We start from the raw sequence: 19,843 nt of genomic DNA, 5'->3' as shown, positions 1-19,843 counted from the left end.
GCTCCTTGCTCTGGCTTTCTCGGATGATGACGATTCTGGCGGTCGTTCCCGTGAACGAGCCGGATGGCTGGTGGGCGTGGCCGGGACGGATCTCCGCTCCGGCCACGCCGACATCGGGGTCAGGACTGCTCGTGCTGCTCGCGGACCAGGTTCACGACCTCGTCGTACTTGGGCGAGTTCATGAAGTTGTCGACCGAGACGTGCACCGCTTCGGGCGTGCGGCCGCGCGCACGGTCGGTCAGCTGCTGCTGCGTGATCACGAGGTCTTCGCTGCCGTCGAGGTTCGCGATGGCCTTGTTGGTCACCGAGACGCCCTCGACGCCGGCCTTCTTGATCTTGTTGCGGAGCACGCTCGCGCCCATCGCGGACGATCCCATACCTGCGTCGCATGCGAAGACGATCGTCGAGATCTGCTTCGTCGTCGCGGCGCCGCCTGCGGCGATCGCGTCGGCAGCGGCATCCGTCTGCATGGGGTTCTGGTCGGCGCCGTGGGCGGCGTTCGCCCGCAGACCGGCGAGCGTGTCGGAGGACTTGCCCTTGTTCGCCTCGGTCTGCTCGATGGCGTCGGCGAACGACGTGCCACCGGCCGCCTCGGCCGCGAGGTCGCGCTTGCGCGAGGCCCGCAGGATGACACCGGCGATCAGGAAGGTGACCGCTGCGGCCACGACGACCGACAGGTAGACCACCAGCAGGTTGCCGGCGCCGCCCGCCTCGGGGGTGAGGGCGGCGGCGGTGACGGCGATGATGCTTCCCGGCGCCGCGGGGAAGGCGAGGCCGCCGCCGAGCACCATGTTCGTGGTCACGCCGGCCGCACCACCCGCGATCAGCGCGAGGATCGTCAGCGGCTTCGACAGGGCGTACGGGAAGTAGATCTCGTGGATGCCGCCGAAGAACTGGATGATGATCGCGCCGGGCGCCGAGGCCTTCGCTGCGCCGATTCCGAAGAAGGTGAACGCGAGCAGCAGGCCGAGGCCGGGGCCGGGGTTCGCCTCGATGAGGAACAGGATCGACTTGCCGGTGTCGGCGGCCTGCTGGATGCCCAGCGGAGTGAACACACCGTGGTTGATGGCGTTGTTGAGGAACAGCACCTTAGCAGGCTCCACGATCACCGACAGCACCGGAAGCAGGTGCACGTCGACGAGGCCGCCGACGACGGCGCCGAGGAACGTGCTGACGCCCAGCATCACCGGTCCGAACGCGAAGAACCCGAAGATCGCGAGCAGCATGCCCAGGATGCCGGCGGAGAAGTTGTTCACCAGCATCTCGAAGCCGGGGCGGATCTTGCCGTCCCACAGCTTGTCCATCTGCTGGGTGATCCAGGCCGCGAGCGGACCCATGATCATCGCACCGAGGAACATGGGGATGTCGGTGCCGACGATGACGCCCATGGTGGCGATCGAGGCCACCACGCCGCCGCGCTCGCCGTAGACCATGCGGCCGCCGGTGTTGGCGATGAGCAGGGGCAGCAGGTAGGTGACCATGGGCCCGACCAGACCGACGAACGTCGTGAAGGTCATGCCGTCCTTGGACTGGGCGAGGGTGGTCATCGCTCCCTGCCAGCCGATGGTGGCCGCGTCGCCGAAGCCGCCCAGCAGGTTGGCCACGGGGAACCAGCCCCCGAGCCACCCCGCCGAGATGAAGAGCATCGTGATGAAGCCCCACGCGATGAACGCCGCGATGTTCGGCATGATCATGCCGGAGAGGAACGTGCCGAATCGCTGGACGGCGACGCGGGCTCCTCTCGGCTGCTTTGCTGTGGCTGACGCCGTTGTCATGTGACTGTCTCCTTCAGGTGTGCCGCGGGTTAGGCGACGTGTTCGGCCGCAGCCTGTGCTGCAGCGCGTGCGGATGCCGCGTCGTCCGCGGCGAGAGCGGCCGCGGCGATGCGCTCGGCATCGTCGCGGGTGTACTGCAGCAGCGACGCGCGCACATCTGCGAGGGCCGTGGGCGCCATCGACAGGGTGGTCGCGCCCAGGCCCACCAGCACGACCGCCAGCAGCGGGTCGGCTGCGGCCTCGCCGCAGATGCCGACCGGCTTGCCATTGGCCTTGCCGCCGTCGGCGGTGGCCTTGATGAGACGGAGGACGGCCGGGTGCCACGGGTCCTGATACGAGGCGACCGAGCCGAGCAGGCGGTCGGCGGCCATGGTGTACTGGGTCAGGTCGTTCGTGCCGATCGAGGCGAAGTCGGCTTCGGCCAGCACGCGATCGGCCATGAGGGCGGCCGAGGGGACCTCGACCATGACGCCGGCCGTCTTGATGCCGTACTCGCGGGCGAGGGCGACGAAGTACTCGGTCTCCTCGACGGTCGCGACCATCGGGGCCATGACCCAGAGGTCGGCCTCGGTGGCCTTGTCGGCGTTGGCGAGGGCGGTCAGCTGCTCGCGCAGGATGTCTTCGCTCGCGCGCAGCGCGCGCAGTCCGCGCAGACCCAGGGCGGGGTTGTCCTCGTGGGCGTCGTTGAGGAAGGCGAGCGGCTTGTCGGCGCCCGCGTCGAGTGCGCGGACGACCACCTTCTTGCCGGGGAACGCCTGGAGCAGCTCGGTGTACGACGCCGTCTGCTCCTCGACGGTCGGAGCCTGGGTCGCCGAGAGGAACAGGAACTCGGTGCGGAACAGACCCACGCCCTCGGCGCCCAGGGCGACGGCCTCGGCCGCGCCGCCCGGCTTGCCGAGGTTCGCCAGCAGCGGCACGGCGGAGCCGTCTTTGAGCGCGCCCGGGGTGAGCGGGGCGGATGCCGCCGCCGCACGCGCGTCGGCGCGGTTCTGCGCCTGGGTCAGCTCGTCCTCGGTCGGCTCGGTGGTGACGACGCCCTTCGCGGCATCCACGATCACCGTCTCGCCGTCGGTCAGATCCTTCGCGGCGGCTGCGCCGACGATCGCGACGATCGACTTCTCGCGAGCGAGGATCGCGGTGTGCGAGGTCGGGCCGCCGTCGGTCGTGACCAGGGCGAGCACCTTGTCGAGATCGAGGAGCGCCGTGTCGGCGGGAGCGAGGTCCTTGGCGACGAGGACGAACGGATGCCCCGGGTCGGGCACGCCCGGCGCTGGGAGGCCGCGCAGGCGCGCGATCACGCGCTGCGCGACGTCGTCGAGGTCGGCGGCGCGCTCGCCGAGATAGCCGCCCATGGCGGCGAGGGTGTCGCGGAAGCTGGCGAAGGCCGAATAGACGGCGAACTCGCCGGTCTTGCCGGCCTCGACCCGGGTCGAGACCTCCTGGTCCAGCGACGGGTCCTCCGCCATCATGGCCTGCGCTTCGAGCACCTCGCGAGCCATGCCGCCCGCCTTCGACCCGCGCTCTTCGAGCTCGCGGGCGACGGCGGCGACCGCCTCGCGCACACGAGCGAGCTCGTCGGCGGGGGTCAGGGTGCTGGGGGCGTCTTCGGGTGCCGGCAGCGGCTCGGCCATCCGGGCCACCGGGCCCTGGGCGACGCCGAGTCCGATACCCACTCCGCGCAGTTCGGTCATATCCGTCTCACTCCTTGTGGTGCTGGTGCTGTGGTGCTGGTGCGCTGCCGGGCAGCTGTCGAGGTCAGGCTTCGTCGTGATCGGTCGTGAGCAGCTCGGCGAGCTCGTCCATGAGGCTCGCGGCGTTCTCGCCGACGGCGGTCAGGGTGACGTAGTCGCCCTTCTCCGCGCCGAGGGAGATGACACCGAGGATGCTCGCGGCGTTGACGGGCGCGCCGGCGCCCTTGGAGATGGTCACCGCGAGGCCTGAGTCCTTCGCGGCCTGGGCGAACAGCTTCGCCGGACGGGCGTGCAGTCCGTTCGACGAACCGATGCGGATGGTGCGCGTCACTTCGGTCATGACGGGCTCCTCTCTGAGGCGATGTCGGTCTGTGGCGGGGCGGAATCGACCATGGCGGCATCCACGAGCGCGAGCGTGCGGGTGCCGTCCAGGTCGGTGAAGATGTCGGGGGGGAGGGCGACGACGATCGCGCCGCGCAGCGACGCTTCGTGACGGATGCGGTCCAGCGCGTCATGCAGGTGGGGTCCGACGAGCACGACATCCGCGGCATCCAGGTCGATCGGCAGCGACAACTGCGTGCCGGCGACCGCGCTGACGGGGCGGCCCGCCGCCTGAGCGGCATGTCGCACACGTTGCGCCACGAATGTGCTCGACGCTCCCGCGCCGCACACCACGAGGATCCTCATCGATCCGCCTCCTTACTCTCGCCATTCTTATGACCCTTCCCGGGCGGGACAACCACTCTCGTTTCCGCAGGGGCGGAAACCCCCGCGCTCCCGCGTGATTGACTGGTCAGGTGAGCAGAGCGCGCCAGGACCGGGTCATGTCCGTACTGGTGCGCGAGGGCGAGTGGGTCACCGCCGGCGAGCTCGCCGACATCGTCGGAGTCACCCCCCGCAGCATCCGCAGCTACGTCACCGCCCTGAACGCCCGCGTCGCGGGCGGCGTCGTCGTCGAGTCGGGCCCGCTGGGGTACCGGGCGGGCGCGGATGCCGCCGCCGCCCTCCATGCCGCCGTGAACACCGACACACCGCGCGAGCGGGTGCACCATCTGGTGCGGGCGCTGCTGGCATCCTCGGACGGCATCGACGTGTTCGAGGCGGCGGAAGGCTTCCACGTGAGCCCCGCGACCCTCGAGAGCGACCTGGGGCGTGTGCGCGCCCTCCTGGGTGGCAGCGGACTCGTGCTCGAGCGCACGGCCTCGCGCGCGCGCCTGCGCGGAACCGAGATGGCGCAGCGCCGGCTGCTGTCGACGCTCGTGCATCAGGAGACCGACGAGGGGGCGTTCGATCTGCAGGCCGTGCGCCGCACGCTCGGTGAGGACTCGATCGGCGCGGAGGCCTTCGGGCCGTTCAAGGCCGACCTCGTATCGGGGCTCGGCGCGCTCGGCTACTTCGTCAACGAGTTCGGCATCGGCGACGTCATGCTGCACATCGCCATCACCGCCGATCGGGTCGCGCACGGCCGTGCCCTCGATCTGACGAGCGAGACGGCGTCGACCGAGGCGCAGGATCAGGTCGGTGTGCTCGTCGATCGGCTCTGCGCCGAGCACCTCGGTGTGCGGCTCGGGGCGGGGGACCGGCGCCACCTCGCGGCGCTCGTGCTGAGCCGGGTCGTCGCGCCCGGGGCGGGCGAGCCGGCATCCGTCATCCGTTCCCGACTCGAGACCGAGGTCGAAGCGGCGGTCCGCGACGTCGTGCACCGCGCGGCCGTCGCGTTCCTGGTCGACATCGACCACGAGGACTTCACCACCCGTCTCGCCCTGCACGTGCAGAACCTGCGTCTGCGTGCGCGCGAGCAGGCGTGGTCACGGAATCCGCTCACACGCTCGCTCAAGGCGACGTACCCGATGATCTTCGAGGTTGCGGTCTTCATCGCCGACGGGTTGCGGGGGCTGCTCGGCATCCCGCTCATGGACGATGAGATCGCCTACATCGCCATGCATGTCGGCGGACGGCTCGAGCGCAGCCGGCGGGGCAGCTCGGTGCTGACGGCGACGATCGTCTGCCCCGGGTACTACGAGCTGCACGAGCTGCTGCGATCGAGCGTCGACCGTTCGCTCGGGCAGGCGGTCGATGTCGTCGGCGTCGAGACGCGCGCGGATCCGGACTGGGATGCCATCGGCACCGACCTCATCCTGACGACGATCGATCCGGCGGTGCTGTCCGATCGGATCGTCCGCGTGCAGCCGTTCCTCACCGAGAGCGACATCGAGCGGGTGCAGAGCGCGGCGGGACGGGTGCGGCGCGGGCGCCGGCTCGCCCGGCTGCGCGACGAGCTCGGCCGGTACTTCTCACCCGACGCGTTCATCGGACGGGTGCCCGGCGACGCGACGCCCGAGACGGTGATCCGCGCGCTCGGGGGGAGGCTGGTGGCCCAGGGCGTCATCGACGACGACTACGTCGAGCGGACGTTGGAGCGCGAGCGGCTCTCGTCGACCGCGTTCACCGACGCGTTCGCCGTGCCGCACGCTCTGGGGATGACGGCGACCCGGACGTCCATCGCTGTCGCGATCGCCGACCCGTCGATCGCGTGGGGCGAGGGGCGCGTGCAGGTGATCGCGATGGTGGCGTTCTCGGCGAGCGACCGTGAGGCGTTCCAGACCGTGTTCGAGCAGCTCGTCGAGGTCTTCAGCGAGCGCGAGAGCGTGCAGCGGATCGTACGTCGCGGCACGGAGTTCGGTGCCTTCCTCGACGAGCTCGTGGCTGTCGTCGACGGCTGAACACCTGGGGTCGTGTCCCGCATTGTGCGCTCGGCACGGGACCGTGGTGCCGTCAGGTGTGTGGGGTCTCAGCGGCGTGGCGTGTGTGGTGCCGTGGGGACAGGGGCGTCAGGAGCGGGGAGTGTCGCGCGTGAGCCGCGCTTCGAGGCCGTGCTTCACGCCCGGCCACTCGTGCGCGAGGATCGAGAACACGACGGTGTCGCGCAACGACCCGTCGGGGCTGCGGCGATGCGCGCGCAGCACACCGTCCTGGCGCGCGCCGAGCCGTTCGATCGCGGCCCTCGACTGACGGTTGTGCCAGTGCGTGCACAGCTGCACGGCGGCGACGTCGCACGCCTCGAAGGCATGCCCGAGGATCAGCAGCTTCGCGGCGGTGTTGACACCGGTGCGCTGGACCGACGGCGACAGCCAGGTGTAGCCGACCTCGACGCGCGGCGTGTCGAGGTCGATCGAGCAGAACGTCGTCATGCCGACGGCGTGGCCACCCACCACGACGGCGAACGGGTTCATCCGCCCCGCATCGCGCTCGGCGAGCCGGTGTTCGATCTCGTCGGGCACGGATGCCGGAACCGAGGTGTACCACGCGTAGTCGAGGCCTTCGCGCGCTGTCCGCAGCTCGTCCGCGTGATCATGGGCGAGCGGTTCGAGGCGCACGAACGAGTTCTCGAGGACGACGGGATCGATCAGCAGCACTCCCTCAGCGTATGCCCGGCGGTCGCTCGTCGCCGCCCGCCTCGGTCGCCAGCCTCCGTTCCCCGTTCGGCCCGGCGCGGGGTGTCTCTCCGGCCCGGAGCGGGGGGTTCTGGAGGCGTTCTGGGCTGAGGTGCAGACTGCGCGGGGTGTTCCGGGGTGTTCTGGGCTGAGGTGCAGACTGCGCGGGGTGTTCCGGGGTGTTCTGGTCGGAGGTGCAGACTGCGCGGCATCCTTCTGTAGTCTGTGGGGCGGCTCTCCCGGCATCCATCGCTCGGAAGCCGTGCTGCGAGCGGCCGTGTCCCAATAAGTGCTGTTCGTGTCCCAGTAAGTGCTATCCGTGTCCCAATTAGTGCTGTTCAGGGGATGCCCGAACGACAGATTCTGGGACATGTGCTGCAGAAAGTGGGACATGTGCTGCGGAAAGTGGGACATGGTCGGCGCTGGCGCCGGGGCACCCACCATGCGGCGGGAGCGGGGCTAACCTGTCGAGCCTGCGGAGCATCCGGGGCCGGGGAGCGCCGGTGAGTGCGCTGGTTCGTGCGACCGGCGACCGTGTCCCAATTGGTGCTGTTCAGGGGATGCCCGAACGACAGATTCTGGGACATGTGCTGCAGAAAGTGGGACATGGTCGGCGCTGGCGCCGGGGCATCCCCCGTGTGGCGAGAGCGGGGCTGCCCTCTCAAGGCTGCGCAGCATCCGGTGTCGCGGTGCGCTGGCGGGTGCGCTGGTTCGTGCGACCGGTGACCGTGTCCCAATAGATGCTGTTCAGGGGATGCCCGAACGACAGATTCTGGGACATGCCCTGCGGAAAGTGGGACATGCCCTGCGGAAAGTGGGACAAGGGAGCCCCAGCCGGCGCGTCGACCCCCGTCCCGCCGGCGCGCCTATCAGCCGACCACCCGACCCGCCGACCCGCCGGTCAGCCCGGGGGCGGCGGGCCGACGCGGGTCAGGCTGGGGCGGCGGCGATGAGGGCGCGGGTGCCGGCGTCGAGGGCGGCGAGCCGGGCGGCCGCGTCGGCGGCAGAGGTTCCCCGTACGTCGAGGTACGCCTTGAGCTTCGGCTCGGTGCCGCTCGGGCGGACGATGAGGCGCGATCCGTCGGCGAGCCACAGCCGCAGCACGTCGCCCGGAGGGAACCCGTCGGCGCCGGTGAGCAGGTCATCGATCCGCTCGACGGCGACCTCACCGACCTGTGCGGGCGGCGCGGCCCGGAGCGCCGCCATGATCCGCGCGATGATCGACACGTCCTCGACCCGCAACGAGACCTGGCCGGACTGGAAGAACCCGAATGTCTCGGCGAACTGCGCCAGGAGGTCGGCGAGGGTGAGCCCCTGCTCGCGGGCCTCCGCGATCAGGCCCAGCATCGCGACCGCCGCCGAGACCCCGTCCTTGTCGCGCACCGTCTCCGGGTTGACGAGATAGCCGAGCGCCTCTTCGAACCCGAACACGATGCCCGGCGCCCGCGAGATCCATTTGAAGCCCGTGAGGGTCGAGTGGAAGGCGAGCCCGTAGTGCTCCGCGACAGCCTGCAGCCCGGGGGAGGAGACGAGCGAGCACGCGAGCGACGGAACCGCGCCACCCGACCCGGCCGCGGCAGTCTGCCCCGCCGTGGCGCGCTGCGCCGCGCGCCACCCGAGCAGCAGACCGATCTCGTTGCCGGTGAGTCGTCGCCAGCCGCCGTCGGCCGCGTCATCGGGGATCGCGACCGCGAGCCGATCGGCATCGGGATCGTTCGCGAGCACGAACTCCGCCCCCGCCTCCCGCGCTGTGGCGAACGACAGGTCCATCGCGCCCGGCTCTTCGGGGTTCGGGAACGCGACCGTCGGGAACCGACCGTCCGGCTCGATCTGCTGCTCCACGACGACGGGCTGCGGGTAACCCGCGGCCCGCAGGATCGCGCTCAGCGTCTCATATCCCACGCCGTGCATCGCGGTGTACACCCAGGTCATCCCGGCCGCTCCCGCCGGTGCGGGGGCGACGGTCGCCGTCGCGGCGATGTACGCCTCGACGACGCTCTCGTCGGCGAGCTCGTACTCGCCGCGGGGCAGATCGGCGACGGATGCCGCGGCGGCGACCCGGTCGATGTGCGCCGCGATCTCCGCGTCGGCGGGGGCCACGATCTGCGACCCCTCGTCCGCCCCGCCGAGGTACACCTTGTAACCGTTGTCGTCGGGCGGGTTGTGCGACGCGGTGACCATGACCCCCGCAGCCGCGTCGAGGTGACGGACGGCGAAGGCGAGCACGGGAGTGGGGAGCATCCGGGGCAGGAGCACGGCGCGCAGGCCCGCTCCCGCGAACAGCTCGGCGGAATCCCGCGCGAAGACGTCCGAGTTCCGCCGACCGTCGTAGCCGATGACGACGATCGGCGCGGCATCCGCGCCCGCCTTCTCGCGGAGGTAGGCGGCGAAGCCCGCCGCCGCCTGCGACACGAGCACGCGGTTCATGCGGTTGCTGCCGGCGCCGAGCCGGCCGCGCAGCCCCGCCGTGCCGAACGCGAGTCGCGTTCCGAATCGGTCGACGAGGTCGGCGGATGCCTCGTCGTCGCCGGCCGCGGCGGCATCGATCAGCGGAGCGAGCTCGGCACGGGTCGCCTCGTCCGGGTCCTGTGCAAGCCAGGCGCGTGCCGCATCGAGCACAGCCTCGGCATCCGTTCCCGCCGCCTCGCTCACAGCGCCTCGATCACGCGGGCGAGGAGGGCGGAGATGACCGGTTCGGCGGCCTGGCCTGCCTCGATGACCTCGGCGTGGCTGAGCGGGGTCTTCTGGATGCCCGCCGCGAGGTTCGTGATGAGTGAGAACCCGAGGATCTCCATGCCCGCCTGGCGGGCCGCGATCGCCTCGAGGGCGGTGGACATGCCGACGATGTGGCCGCCGATGATCCTCGCCATCTGCACCTCGGCGGGAGTCTCGTAGTGGGGCCCGCGGAACTGGCAGTAGACGCCCTCGTCGAGGCTCGGGTCGATCGTGCGCGCGATGTCGCGCAGGCGCGACGAGTACAGGTCGGTGAGGTCGACGAAGGTCGCGCCCTCGAGCGGCGAGTCCGCGGTGAGGTTGATGTGGTCGCTGATGAGGACGGGCGTGCCCGGGGTCCAGGATTCCTTGATGCCGCCCGCCCCGTTGGTGAGCACCATCGTGGTGGCGCCCGTCGCGGCGGCGGTGCGCACGCTGTGGACGACCCGGCGCACGCCGTGGTTCTCGTAGTAGTGCGTGCGCGCGCCGATGACGAGGACGCGCTTTCCCGTCGGGGTGAGCACGCTCCGCAGCGAACCCACGTGCCCGGCGAGGGCGGGCGCACTGAAACCGGTCACCTCGGTCGCGGGGATCGTGGCCGTCGTCTCGCCGATGAGGTCGGCGGCTTTGCCCCACCCGCTTCCGAGGGTGAGGGCGATGTCGTGGTGGTCGACGCCGGTCAGACGGGCGATGTCGGATGCCGCCTGTGCGGCGATCTCGAACGGGTCGACCGCGGGGTCGTCGAGGGGGTTGGAGTACTCGGCCATGGTCCCACTCTAGGAACACCGTGCGTCCGGAGCGAGAGCGAACACCCGTGCGGCCTCCGGCGTCGGCGGGGCGGAGCGTCCTGAGACAATGGACGCATGTCGGTGAGCTTCGTCCATTCCCAGTCCGTCGCCGTCCTTGGTGGCGGCCCCGGAGGCTACGAGGCGGCGCTCGCCGCGGCCCAGCTGGGCGCCGAGGTGACCCTCGTCGAGCGCGCCGGCGTCGGCGGTGCGGCGGTCATCACCGACGTCGTGCCGTCCAAGAGCCTGATCGCAACCGCCGACGCCGCCGTGGCGATCTCCGAGGCATCCGATCTGGGTGTCGAGTTCTTCGCCAAGGGCGAGAGCGGGAGGCCCCTGAAGCCCCAGGTGGCGATCAACCTCGCCGCCGTCAACAAGCGGCTGCTCTCCCTCGCCCGCCAGCAGTCCGACGACATGCGCGGCCAGCTCGTCGACGCGGGCGTGCGCATCGTATCGGGCCACGGACGCCTCGACGACGCGCATTCGGTCGTCGTCGCGACGGGTCCGGGCGGGACGGACTTCGACCGCATCGAGGCCGACACCCTCGTCGTCGCGGTCGGCGCGTCGCCGCGGGTGCTCCCGAGCGCCCGCCCCGACGGGGAGCGCATCCTCACCTGGACTCAGCTCTACGACATGCGGGCGCTCCCCGAGCACCTCATCGTCGTCGGCTCGGGCGTCACCGGCGCCGAGTTCGCCTCGGCCTACATGAACCTCGGCGCGAAGGTGACGCTGATCTCCTCCCGTGACCAGGTGCTGCCCGGCGAAGACCACGACGCGGCCGTCGTCATCGAGAAGGTTTTCCGCCGCGGGGGGATGACGGTGCTGTCGAAGGCGCGTGCCGAGAGCGTCGTCCGCGACGGCGACCGGGTGATCGCCACGCTCTCGGACGGGCGGACCGTCGAGGGCAGCCATTGCCTGCTCGCGGTGGGGTCGATCCCCAACACCGCCGACATCGGCCTCGCCGAGGCCGGGGTGGAGCTCACCGAGTCCGGTCACATCCGCGTCAACCGGGTCGCCCGCACGTCGGTGCCGAACGTGTACGCGGCTGGCGACTGCACGACGTTCGTGCCCCTGGCATCCGTCGCGTCGATGCAGGGTCGCACCGCGATCTTCCATGCGCTCGGCGACACGGTGATCCCCCTCGAGCGCCGCCGCATCACGGCGAACATCTTCACGGCGCCCGAGATCGCGACGGTGGGCCGTCAGGAGCGCGACATCGAGACCGGCGCGATCAACGGTTACGTGCACAAGCTGCCGCTCGCCGCCAACGCGCGGGCGAAGATGATGGGCATCACCGACGGCTTCGTGAAGATCATCGCCCGTGAGGGGTCGGGCACCGTCATCGGCGGCGTCATCGTCGCGCCGCGCGCATCGGAGCTCATCTACCCGATCGCGATCGCCGTCGAGCGCCGCCTCACGGTCGACCAGGTCTCGCGCGTGTTCGCGGTCTTCCCATCGCTGACGGCGTCGATCACGGATGCCACGCGGGCCATGCACCAGGTCAACCGCGACGACGACTTCTTCGGCTGAGCGACGGCGTTCATCCTCGAGAGGCGAGCGGACCCGGCATTCCTCGGCGATGCGTCAGTGCTGCGGGATCGCGACCCACGCACCCGCGCCGTCGGGCGAGCTCGCCCGCGCCGTGAACGAGACGAGGTCCTGCGCGCCCGTGGGGATGGCGATGGGGGTCAGCGGCGCGCCGCCGTGGCAGACGATCTCTTGGGTCACAGACGTCTCGCCCGACGCAGTGCGGTAGGTCAGCGAGAACTGCGCCCGATCCGCGCCGATGCAGCGCAGTTCGACCGAGGTGTAGTGCCCCGGGGCGGCGAAGTCCGCCGTGACGCCTTCCGCAGGGTCGTCGGAGGTGGACAGCATGCCCGCCGCCGACGTTCCGCCGGCCGCTGCCGAGATGCCCTGGAACCACTCCTGCCAGCCGGCGCGATCCGCGTCGGTCGGGCCTGTGGCGCAGCCGGCGAGCAGCAGCAGCGGCGCGACGGATGCCGCGATGATCGTGGTGCGACGGGCGCGAGAGTCCACGGCGTCAGGAGATCGTGAGCAGCTGGTGACCGGCCGACACGGTCGTACCGGGGGTCGCGTCGATCGCGGTCACGACGCCGTCCTTGTGGGCCTGCAGCGGCTGCTCCATCTTCATCGCCTCGAGCACGACGACGAGATCGCCCTTGACGACCTGTTGTCCCTCGGCGACGGCGACTTTGACGATCGTCGCCTGCATCGGAGCCTTGACGGCGTCTCCCGATGCGCCGGCGTTGGCGGACGGCGCATGCGAGCGGCGCGATGGGGGAGCGGCTGCGGGGCGCCCGATCCCCTTCGCCGGTGCGGCGACGCGGTCGGGCAGGCTGACCTCGAGACGCTTGCCCGAGACCTCGACGACGACCGTGTGGCGCGCCTCGGGCTCGGCGGGCGACTCGGCCTCGCCGTCCCACGCGGGGATGTCGTTCACGAATTCGGTCTCGATCCACCGCGTGAACACGCCGAAGTGGCCGTCCTCGGCGGTGAAGGCGGGGTCGCGCACGACCTTGCGGTGGAAGGGCAGCACCGTCGGCATGCCCGAGACCTCGAACTCGTCGAGAGCGCGACGCGAGCGCTCGAGGGCCTCTTCGCGGTCGCGGCCGGTGACGATGAGCTTGCCGAGCAGCGAGTCGAAGGCGCCCGAGACGCTGTCGCCGGCGGTCACGCCGGAGTCGAGGCGAATACCCGGGCCCCCGAACGTCTTGAACTGGTGGATGCGGCCGGGCTGCGGCAGAAAGCCCCGACCGGGGTCTTCGCCGTTGATGCGGAACTCGATCGAGTGGCCCGTGGGCGTCGGGTCGTCGTAGTCGAGGAGGCCGCCCTCGGCGAGCCGGAACTGCTCGCGCACCAGGTCGATGCCGGTGACCTCTTCGGAGACCGGGTGCTCGACCTGCAGGCGTGTGTTGACCTCGAGGAAGGAGATGGTGCCGTCGGCACCGATGAGGAACTCGCACGTTCCCGCGCCGACGTAGCCGACCTCGCGCAGGATCGCCTTCGACGAGTCGTACAGAGTGCGGGTCTGCTCTTCGGTGAGGAAGGGGGCCGGCGCTTCCTCGACGAGCTTCTGGTGGCGCCGCTGCAGCGAGCAGTCGCGCGTCGACACGATGACGACGGTGCCCGCGGCATCCGCGAGGCACTGCGTCTCGACGTGGCGCGGCTTGTCGAGGTACTTCTCGACGAAGCACTCGCCGCGGCCGAAGGCGGCGACCGCCTCGCGGGTGGCGGACTCGAACAGCTCGGCGACCTCGCCCAGTTCGCGCGCGACCTTGAGGCCGCGGCCGCCGCCGCCGTAGGCCGCCTTGATCGCGATCGGCAGGCCGACCTGCTCGGCGAAGGCGACGACCTCGTCGGCGCCCGCGACAGGACCCGGGGTTCCGGGGGCGAGCGGCGCGCCGACCTTCTCGGCCACAGCGCGCGCGGTGACCTTGTCGCCGAGTGATTCGATCGCCTCGGGGGCGGGGCCGATCCAGACCATCCCCGCGTCGATGACGGCGCGGGCGAAGTCGGCGTTCTCGGCGAGGAAGCCGTAGCCCGGGTGCACGGCATCGGCGCCCGAGCGGCGGGCGACGGAGAGGATCTTCTCGATCGACAGGTAGGTGTCGGCACTCGTCGCGCCGCCGAGGGCATACGCCTCGTCGGCGAGCTTCGCGTGCATCGCGTCGCGGTCCTGGTCGGCGTAGACGGCGACCGACGCGCGGCCCGAGTCGCGGGCGGCGCGGATCACCCGGACGGCGATCTCGCCGCGGTTGGCGACGAGCACTTTGGTGATCTGTGGGCGCGCGAGCGTGTCCTGGGGGCGAGGCATGGATGCCAGCCTAGCGAGTCCGGCGGGGTGGGATTTGGATCACTCGCACAAGATCACTCCGGAATCGTGTGCGGGAGTCTACGACGCGGTTGCTCGCCGAGACCGCGTTTTCGCGTCGAGACCGTGACTCGGATGCGCGGTCTCGACGCACGATCGCGGTCTCGGCGTCGGCGGGGCGCTCGGCGTCGGCGGGGCGGGGCGGATGCCGCGGGGCGCCCGCCGGGCGAGGGGGGGTCAGGCCCGGGTCCAGAGGTCGGTCCAGACGACGCCGAGCTCGGCGCACAGGCGCCGCACGGTCGACAGCGACATGCCGACGACGGTCGACGGGTCGCCCTCGACCCGCTCGATGAACGCTCCGCCGAGGCTGTCCACGGTGAACGCACCGGCGACCAGCAGTGGCTCTCCGGTCGCGACGTAGGCGGCGATCTCGGCATCCGTCACATCGGCCGCGAACGATACGGATGCCTCGGCGACGGCGTGCGCTTCGCGGGCGGGGGTTCCCGGCGCGAGCCGGAAGACGCTGTGCCCGGAGTGCAGCACACCGGTGCGTCCGCGCATCGCCCGCCACCGCTCGGTCGCGACGTCGGCCGTGTACGGCTTGCCGAGGATCTCGTCGCCGAGCGCGAACATCGAGTCGCCGCCGATCACGATGCCGTCGAAGTCGGGGTCGTCGACGGCGACGGCGGCCGCGACGTCGGCCGCCTTGCGGCGTGCGAGCAGCAGGACGTGCTCGTCGGGAGCAAGGGTGCGCGCTTCGTGTGCCTCGACGGCGGCGATGACCGCCTCTTCGTCGACCTCGGGCGAGCGCGTCTCGGGTTCGATGCCGGACTGCCGCAGCAGCATGAGGCGGGCGGGAGAGGTGGAGGCCAGGCACACGCGCATGCCCCCAGGGTACGGGGCCGGGCGTGCGGTGCCGCGGCCGGGTCGGCTACGGCTAGCGTGGAGGGATGGATGCCGGTGACCTGATCGACCTCGACGTCACCGACGTCGCCCACGGCGGCGTGTTCGTCGCCCGCCACGACGGCCGCGTCGTGTTCGTCGAGGGGGCGATCCCCGGTGAGCGGGTGCGCGCCGAGCTCACCGACACGAGCAAGTCCGCGTTCTGGCGTGCCGATGTCGTCGAGGTGATGGATGCCTCGCCGCACCGCCGCCCGCACGTGTGGAACGCGGCGGACGTGACCGTGCCGCCGTCGGATCGGCCGGGCGGCGCCGACTTCGGTCACATCGCCCTCGACGAGCAGCGCGTTCTGAAGAAGCGCGTGCTCGACGACGCGCTGCGCAGATTCGGCGGCATCGCAACACCCGACACCACGATGTCGCCCGCCGCGGCGCCGGGCGAGGCCGAGGCATCCGATGCGCTGCGGTGGCGCACGCGCGTCAGCCTGCACGTCGACGACGCCGGACGGGTCGGTCCTTTCGCGGCGCGCAGCCACCGTGTCGTGGCGACGCCCGACCTGCCGCTGGCGACCGCGGCGATCGAAGAGGTCGCGCGCGGACTCGAGGGGTTCGCGCCGGGGCGCGTCGACCTCGTGCAGCCCGCCGACGGCGCCGTCCGGGTCATCGTCCGTCCCGATCCGCCGGCGCGCGAGCGAGAGGCCTCCGGGCCGCGGGGTGCAGCCGGACGCCGCGGCGCACGGGGGGCGCGCCCGGTGCGTGCGCCCCGCCCCGCCGAAGACCCGACCGCCCGCGAGATGGTCGCCGAGAGCGTGGCGGGGCCTGCGGGCGAGCGCCGGTTCGTCGTCGACGCCGGCGGATTCTGGCAGGTGCACCGTCTGGCCGCCTCGACCCTCACCGCCGCCGTGCGCTCCGCGCTCGACGCGACCGGCGGGGTGGATCCGGGCGCCCAGCACCTCGACCTCTACGGCGGCGTGGGGCTGTTCGCCGCCACGATCGCCGAGGCGGGGGGAGCATCGACGCGCGTGACGACGGTCGAAACGGATGCCCGGGCCACGGAGCACGCCGGCGAGAACCTCGCCGAGTGGGTCGGCGCCCGCGCCGAGACCGCGCGCACCGACCGCTACCTCGCCCGTCTTCTCGCCCAGGCGGGAGCGGCCGACCGGGCCCGACTCTCGCGAGGCGTCGTCCTGCTCGATCCGCCGCGCGCCGGAGCGGGCCGCGAGGTCGTCGACCGGATCGCCGAACTGTCCCCGGCATCCGTCGTCTACGTCGCCTGCGACCCCGTGGCCCTTGCCCGCGACCTCGGCACGTTCCGTGCGCACGGCTACGAGCCGCGCCGCATCGACGCGTTCGATCTGTTCCCGCACTCGCACCACATCGAGGCGGTCGCCGTGCTCAGCCGCGCCGACGGCTGATCGCCCGCGGCCGCTCGACCGAGCCACCACACGTCACGGGGAGTCGAGCGCCGGCACCGCCGCCATCGCGGCGGATAGGCTGACCGCATGACGCGCGTGGCTCTCATCGATGATCACGAGTCCGTGCGGCTCGGGCTGGAAGCGGCGTGCGCTCGCTCCGGCACGAAAGACGTGGTGTTCTCGGGCAGCACGGTGCGCGGCTATCTCGACTGGCGCGCCGCGACCCAGGCCCCGCCCGTCGACGTCGTCGTCCTCGACCTCATGCTCGGCGACGGCGCCACGGTGACCGAGAACGTGCAGCGCATCGTCGCCGACGGCTCGCCCGTGCTCATCCACAGCGTCGCCGACCGGCCGGCGACCGTTCGCGAGGCGCTCGCCGCGGGTGCGACCGGGGTCATCAGCAAGTCATCGGCGACCGCCGAGGTCATGTCGGCGATCCGCACCATTGCGCGCGGAGAGCCGCTCGAGAACCTCGAGTGGGCCCACGCCGTCGACGGCGACCGCGAGTTCGCCGACGCTCAGCTGTCGGCGCGCGAACGCGACGTGCTGCGGCTGTACGCGGCGGGCCTTCCGCTGAAGTCGGTGGCCGAGCGCCTGGGCGTCGCCTACTCGACGGCCAAGGAGAACATCACGCGAGTGCGCGTGAAGTACGTCGAGGTCGGACGCCCCGCACCGACGAAGGTCGATCTGCTGCGGCGGGCCATGGAAGACGGTCTGGTCGTACACGACCGCGGTGACGACGCCGGTGATCGCTGACTCCCCGCCGATCGCGACCGACCCGGCGGCGCGCGCCCCGCTCGGCGACGTCGAGGCAGGCGCCGACCGCTTCACGCAGACGCGGGTGGAGCGGATCGTTTCGCTCGTCATCGCCATCGGCTGCGCCGTCCTCGGCACCCAGGCACTCCTCAACGCCCTCGGCTCGCGGCAGGAGTCCGATCTCTGGCACGTCGCTCTGATGGCGGCGGCCTTCGTCCCGCTGGCGGCGATGATCCTGCTGCTCGCCGCAGGGGTCGGCGGCCGTGTCGCGAGCCGCGTGTGCGCGATCGTGCTGGTCGGGGTCTTCGTGGCGTGGCCCTTCGCGACGCACGGCATCGAGCCGGATCCTGTCGTGCACCCGTGGATCTGGTATCTCATCAACGTCGCGACCGCGGCGGCCGTGCCCGCGTTCCGCCTGGTGGGGCAGATCGTCTGGGCCTTCGGCATCCCTCTTCTCTACGGGATCGTCCGCGTCGCGCAGCTCGAGCCGGTGCTCGGCCCGGCCTCCGCCGCGGAGCGCACGGCGATCATCGGAGTGGTCGTTCTGGATGCCGTGTTCGCGATCATTCTCGCGGGCGTCATCGTCTCACTGGGGTGGATGCTGCGCTCGGTCGCCGTCCAGACGGATGCCACGCGGTGCGCCGCGGTGGATTCGTACGCGACGGCGGCTGCGGCGGACGCCGTGGAGAAGGAGCGCGTCGCGGTGGCGGCGCTGATGCACGACAGCGTGCTCGCCGCTCTCATCGCCGCCGAGCGTGCGTCCAGTCCACGCGAAGAAGCGCTCGCCGTCGCGATGGCGCGCGAGGCCCTGACCCGCCTGGCCAACGCCGAGCGCGACGTCAGCGAGGGCCCGGATGCGCCGGAGTCCGTGGCATCCATCGTCACAGGGATCGAGCGCAACGCGACGGAGATCGGTATTGCGATCTCGGTCGACGCCCGGATCGCCCGCGACGCGCCGCCCCTGCCGGGGAGGGTCGCGCATGCGATCGTGCTGGCTGCGACGCAGGCGATCGCGAACGCCGTGCAGCATGCCGGTGCGCGAGGTCTCGCCGTGCGCGTGCGCGACGACACGCGCACGATCGCGGTGCGCGTGTCGGACACCGGTGACGGATTCGACCCGGCCGATGTGCAGGATGACCGCCTCGGCATCCGCGGATCGATCGTCGCCCGCATGGCCGCCGCGGGCGGACGGGCCCGCGTGCAGACCGGACCGGATGGCACCACGATCCGTCTCGAGTGGAGGCGACCGTGAGGGCCGTCGGCATGCGCAGCGTGCTGTCGGGGCTCGGCGTGGCGTTCACCGCCTATCTCGCCGCCGCTGCGCTGCTGTGGACCTCTCCTCCCGCGTACTGGCTGCTGCAGGTCACCGCCGTGGCGTTCTACCTGGTGACGACGTGGGTGTGCATCTTCTGGCAGGTCCATCCCGTCGAGCGACCCGAGTCCGCGATGCGCCCGCTCGGCGAACGCTCGCTCCTGCCGGGATGGGCTGCCGTCCTCGCGCTCGCCGTCGCGGCCATCGTTCCATCCGCGAGCTGGGTGGCGGCGGGGGAGAGCGCGCGGCTCGCCAACTACGCGACGTGGAGTCTCGGCGCCGTCGGCGCGCTCATGGCCATCGTGATGGTGCGTCGCCGACCGTGGGTGGCGTGGAGCGGTGTCGCGCTGGCGGCGCTCGCTGCGGCGGCGTGGATCGGGATGCCCGCGGCGCTGGCCCGCGGCGTGGTGGGGGCGATCCTCTGGGTGGGGTTGGCTCAATTGATCTCGTGGCTCGTCGACCGGGCCGCCCACGACACGGCTCGCCTCGAGGAGCTGCAGCGCGAGGCGTCGCAGTGGCTTGCCTCGCAGGAGGGCGTGCGCCGCGAGCGTCGCACCCAGATCCAGCGCGCCCTCGCCGTCGCCGGCCCCGTCCTCGCGCGCACGATCGAGACCGCCGGGCGACTCGATGACGCCGAGCGGCACCTGGCGGGCATTGCAGAAGGAACCCTGCGCGACGAACTGCGTGGCGCAGGGCTGCTCGATGACGAGGTGCGTCGGGCGCTGTCCGCGGCACGGGAGCGCGGCGCGTCGGTCTCGGTGCTCGACGAGGGCGGCCTCGACGTGCTGTCGTCGGAGGAGAGGGCGATGCTGCGTGCGGAGCTCGCCCGGCTGATCTCCGAGTCGGTCTCGCAGCGGCTCTACATCCGGGCCGCTCGACACGACGAGATCGCGGTGACCGTCGTCGGGAGGTCGGCGCAGGGCGAGGGTGAGGACATCGTCGACCTCTGGCACGAGTTCCGCAGGCCGGCTGACGACTGAGGCGGACGCGGAGTCGCAGCAGCAACAGAAGCGGCAGACGCAGCGCGAGCAGCGGGGCGGTGCGTCGGTCAGAGACGCGACCCCGGAAGAAGAGGAGGCGAGGGGCGGCGAAGCCGCCCGCCCCTCGCCGTGCGAGTCGGTTACCCGAAAACCGACCCGCGATGGTGCGGTCACGCTGACGCGCGGTGCACCGAACGCAGAAGCGTTCCAGCTCCTTCAGTCTGGCCGGTCGGGAAAGGGATGTCTGTAGG

16 protein-coding genes are annotated in these 19,843 nt (G+C 71.5%); 6 read left to right on the top strand and 10 right to left on the bottom strand.

What is annotated here, in order from left to right; all coding sequences use genetic code 11:
* Nucleotides 1-119 precede the first annotated feature (119 nt).
* The 4 genes from JOE64_RS11280 to JOE64_RS11265 all read right to left on the bottom strand — a co-directional run bounded on the left by JOE64_RS11280 (nt 120) and on the right by JOE64_RS11265 (nt 4,153).
* The gene (locus tag JOE64_RS11280; RefSeq protein WP_204964341.1) at nt 120-1,775 is read right to left on the bottom strand and encodes a PTS mannitol transporter subunit IIBC; all 1,656 of its coding nucleotides are present in this window, start codon (nt 1,773-1,775) and stop codon (nt 120-122) included.
* Between the two features lie 29 nt (nt 1,776-1,804).
* On the bottom strand, nt 1,805-3,466 hold the full coding sequence (ptsP, locus tag JOE64_RS11275; protein WP_204964340.1) for a phosphoenolpyruvate--protein phosphotransferase: 1,662 nt from the start codon (nt 3,464-3,466) through the stop codon (nt 1,805-1,807).
* Nucleotides 3,467-3,530: 64 nt separating this feature from the next.
* Nucleotides 3,531-3,806, bottom strand: coding sequence for an HPr family phosphocarrier protein (locus tag JOE64_RS11270; protein ID WP_204964339.1), 276 nt, complete (start codon nt 3,804-3,806; stop codon nt 3,531-3,533).
* Nucleotides 3,803-4,153: a PTS sugar transporter subunit IIB gene (locus JOE64_RS11265; protein ID WP_204964338.1), complete on the bottom strand. Its 351-nt coding sequence runs from the start codon at nt 4,151-4,153 to the stop codon at nt 3,803-3,805. The genes JOE64_RS11270 and JOE64_RS11265 overlap by 4 nt, the downstream gene beginning before the upstream one ends.
* 137 nt (nt 4,154-4,290) lie before the next feature.
* Here JOE64_RS11265 and JOE64_RS11260 point away from each other — a divergent pair, with 137 nt between their 5' ends.
* Nucleotides 4,291-6,189 carry a BglG family transcription antiterminator gene (locus tag JOE64_RS11260; protein ID WP_204965061.1) on the top strand — a complete coding sequence of 633 codons (1,899 nt, stop codon included), beginning with the start codon at nt 4,291-4,293 and terminating at the stop codon, nt 6,187-6,189.
* Between the two features lie 108 nt (nt 6,190-6,297).
* On the opposite strand, the gene JOE64_RS11255 is transcribed toward JOE64_RS11260, so the two are convergent.
* From JOE64_RS11255 to JOE64_RS11245, 3 genes are all read right to left on the bottom strand, one after another.
* On the bottom strand, nt 6,298-6,882 hold the full coding sequence (locus JOE64_RS11255) for a GNAT family N-acetyltransferase (protein ID WP_204964337.1): 585 nt from the start codon (nt 6,880-6,882) through the stop codon (nt 6,298-6,300).
* A gap of 948 nt (nt 6,883-7,830) precedes the next feature.
* Nucleotides 7,831-9,552 (bottom strand): phospho-sugar mutase, encoded by a 1,722-nt coding sequence (locus tag JOE64_RS11250; RefSeq protein WP_204964336.1) that lies wholly within the window; start codon nt 9,550-9,552, stop codon nt 7,831-7,833.
* Nucleotides 9,549-10,379 carry a purine-nucleoside phosphorylase gene (locus JOE64_RS11245; RefSeq protein ID WP_204964335.1) on the bottom strand — a complete coding sequence of 277 codons (831 nt, stop codon included), beginning with the start codon at nt 10,377-10,379 and terminating at the stop codon, nt 9,549-9,551. Before JOE64_RS11245 ends, JOE64_RS11250 begins: the two co-directional genes overlap by 4 nt.
* Nucleotides 10,380-10,475: 96 nt before the next feature.
* Between JOE64_RS11245 and JOE64_RS11240 the strand changes: the two genes are divergently transcribed.
* Nucleotides 10,476-11,927 (top strand): NAD(P)H-quinone dehydrogenase, encoded by a 1,452-nt coding sequence (locus JOE64_RS11240; protein ID WP_204964334.1) that lies wholly within the window; start codon nt 10,476-10,478, stop codon nt 11,925-11,927.
* Nucleotides 11,928-11,981: 54 nt separating this feature from the next.
* Here JOE64_RS11240 and JOE64_RS11235 read toward each other — a convergent pair whose 3' ends face one another.
* The 3 genes from JOE64_RS11235 to JOE64_RS11225 all read right to left on the bottom strand — a co-directional run bounded on the left by JOE64_RS11235 (nt 11,982) and on the right by JOE64_RS11225 (nt 15,114).
* The gene (locus JOE64_RS11235; protein WP_204964333.1) at nt 11,982-12,434 is read right to left on the bottom strand and encodes a hypothetical protein; all 453 of its coding nucleotides are present in this window, start codon (nt 12,432-12,434) and stop codon (nt 11,982-11,984) included.
* A gap of 4 nt (nt 12,435-12,438) precedes the next feature.
* Nucleotides 12,439-14,232 carry an acetyl/propionyl/methylcrotonyl-CoA carboxylase subunit alpha gene (locus tag JOE64_RS11230; RefSeq protein ID WP_204964332.1) on the bottom strand — a complete coding sequence of 598 codons (1,794 nt, stop codon included), beginning with the start codon at nt 14,230-14,232 and terminating at the stop codon, nt 12,439-12,441.
* Between the two features lie 234 nt (nt 14,233-14,466).
* Complete coding sequence (locus JOE64_RS11225) at nt 14,467-15,114, bottom strand: Maf family protein (protein WP_204964331.1); 648 nt, start codon at nt 15,112-15,114, stop codon at nt 14,467-14,469.
* 65 nt (nt 15,115-15,179) lie between these two features.
* Here JOE64_RS11225 and JOE64_RS11220 point away from each other — a divergent pair, with 65 nt between their 5' ends.
* The 4 genes from JOE64_RS11220 (at nt 15,180) to JOE64_RS11205 (ending at nt 19,592) form a co-directional block, all read left to right on the top strand.
* Nucleotides 15,180-16,544, top strand: coding sequence for a class I SAM-dependent RNA methyltransferase (locus JOE64_RS11220; protein ID WP_204964330.1), 1,365 nt, complete (start codon nt 15,180-15,182; stop codon nt 16,542-16,544).
* A gap of 87 nt (nt 16,545-16,631) precedes the next feature.
* Complete coding sequence (locus tag JOE64_RS11215) at nt 16,632-17,300, top strand: response regulator transcription factor (protein ID WP_204964329.1); 669 nt, start codon at nt 16,632-16,634, stop codon at nt 17,298-17,300.
* Complete coding sequence (locus JOE64_RS14820) at nt 17,290-18,552, top strand: sensor histidine kinase (protein ID WP_204964328.1); 1,263 nt, start codon at nt 17,290-17,292, stop codon at nt 18,550-18,552. Before JOE64_RS11215 ends, JOE64_RS14820 begins: the two co-directional genes overlap by 11 nt.
* An 11-nt stretch (nt 18,553-18,563) precedes the next feature.
* On the top strand, nt 18,564-19,592 hold the full coding sequence (locus tag JOE64_RS11205) for a hypothetical protein (RefSeq protein WP_204964327.1): 1,029 nt from the start codon (nt 18,564-18,566) through the stop codon (nt 19,590-19,592).
* Nucleotides 19,593-19,843: the final 251 nt, after the last annotated feature.

The organism is Microbacterium dextranolyticum (genome assembly GCF_016907295.1).
Taxonomy (GTDB): Bacteria; Actinomycetota; Actinomycetes; order Actinomycetales; family Microbacteriaceae; genus Microbacterium; species Microbacterium dextranolyticum.
This window is presented reverse-complemented; position numbering and strand designations above follow the sequence as displayed.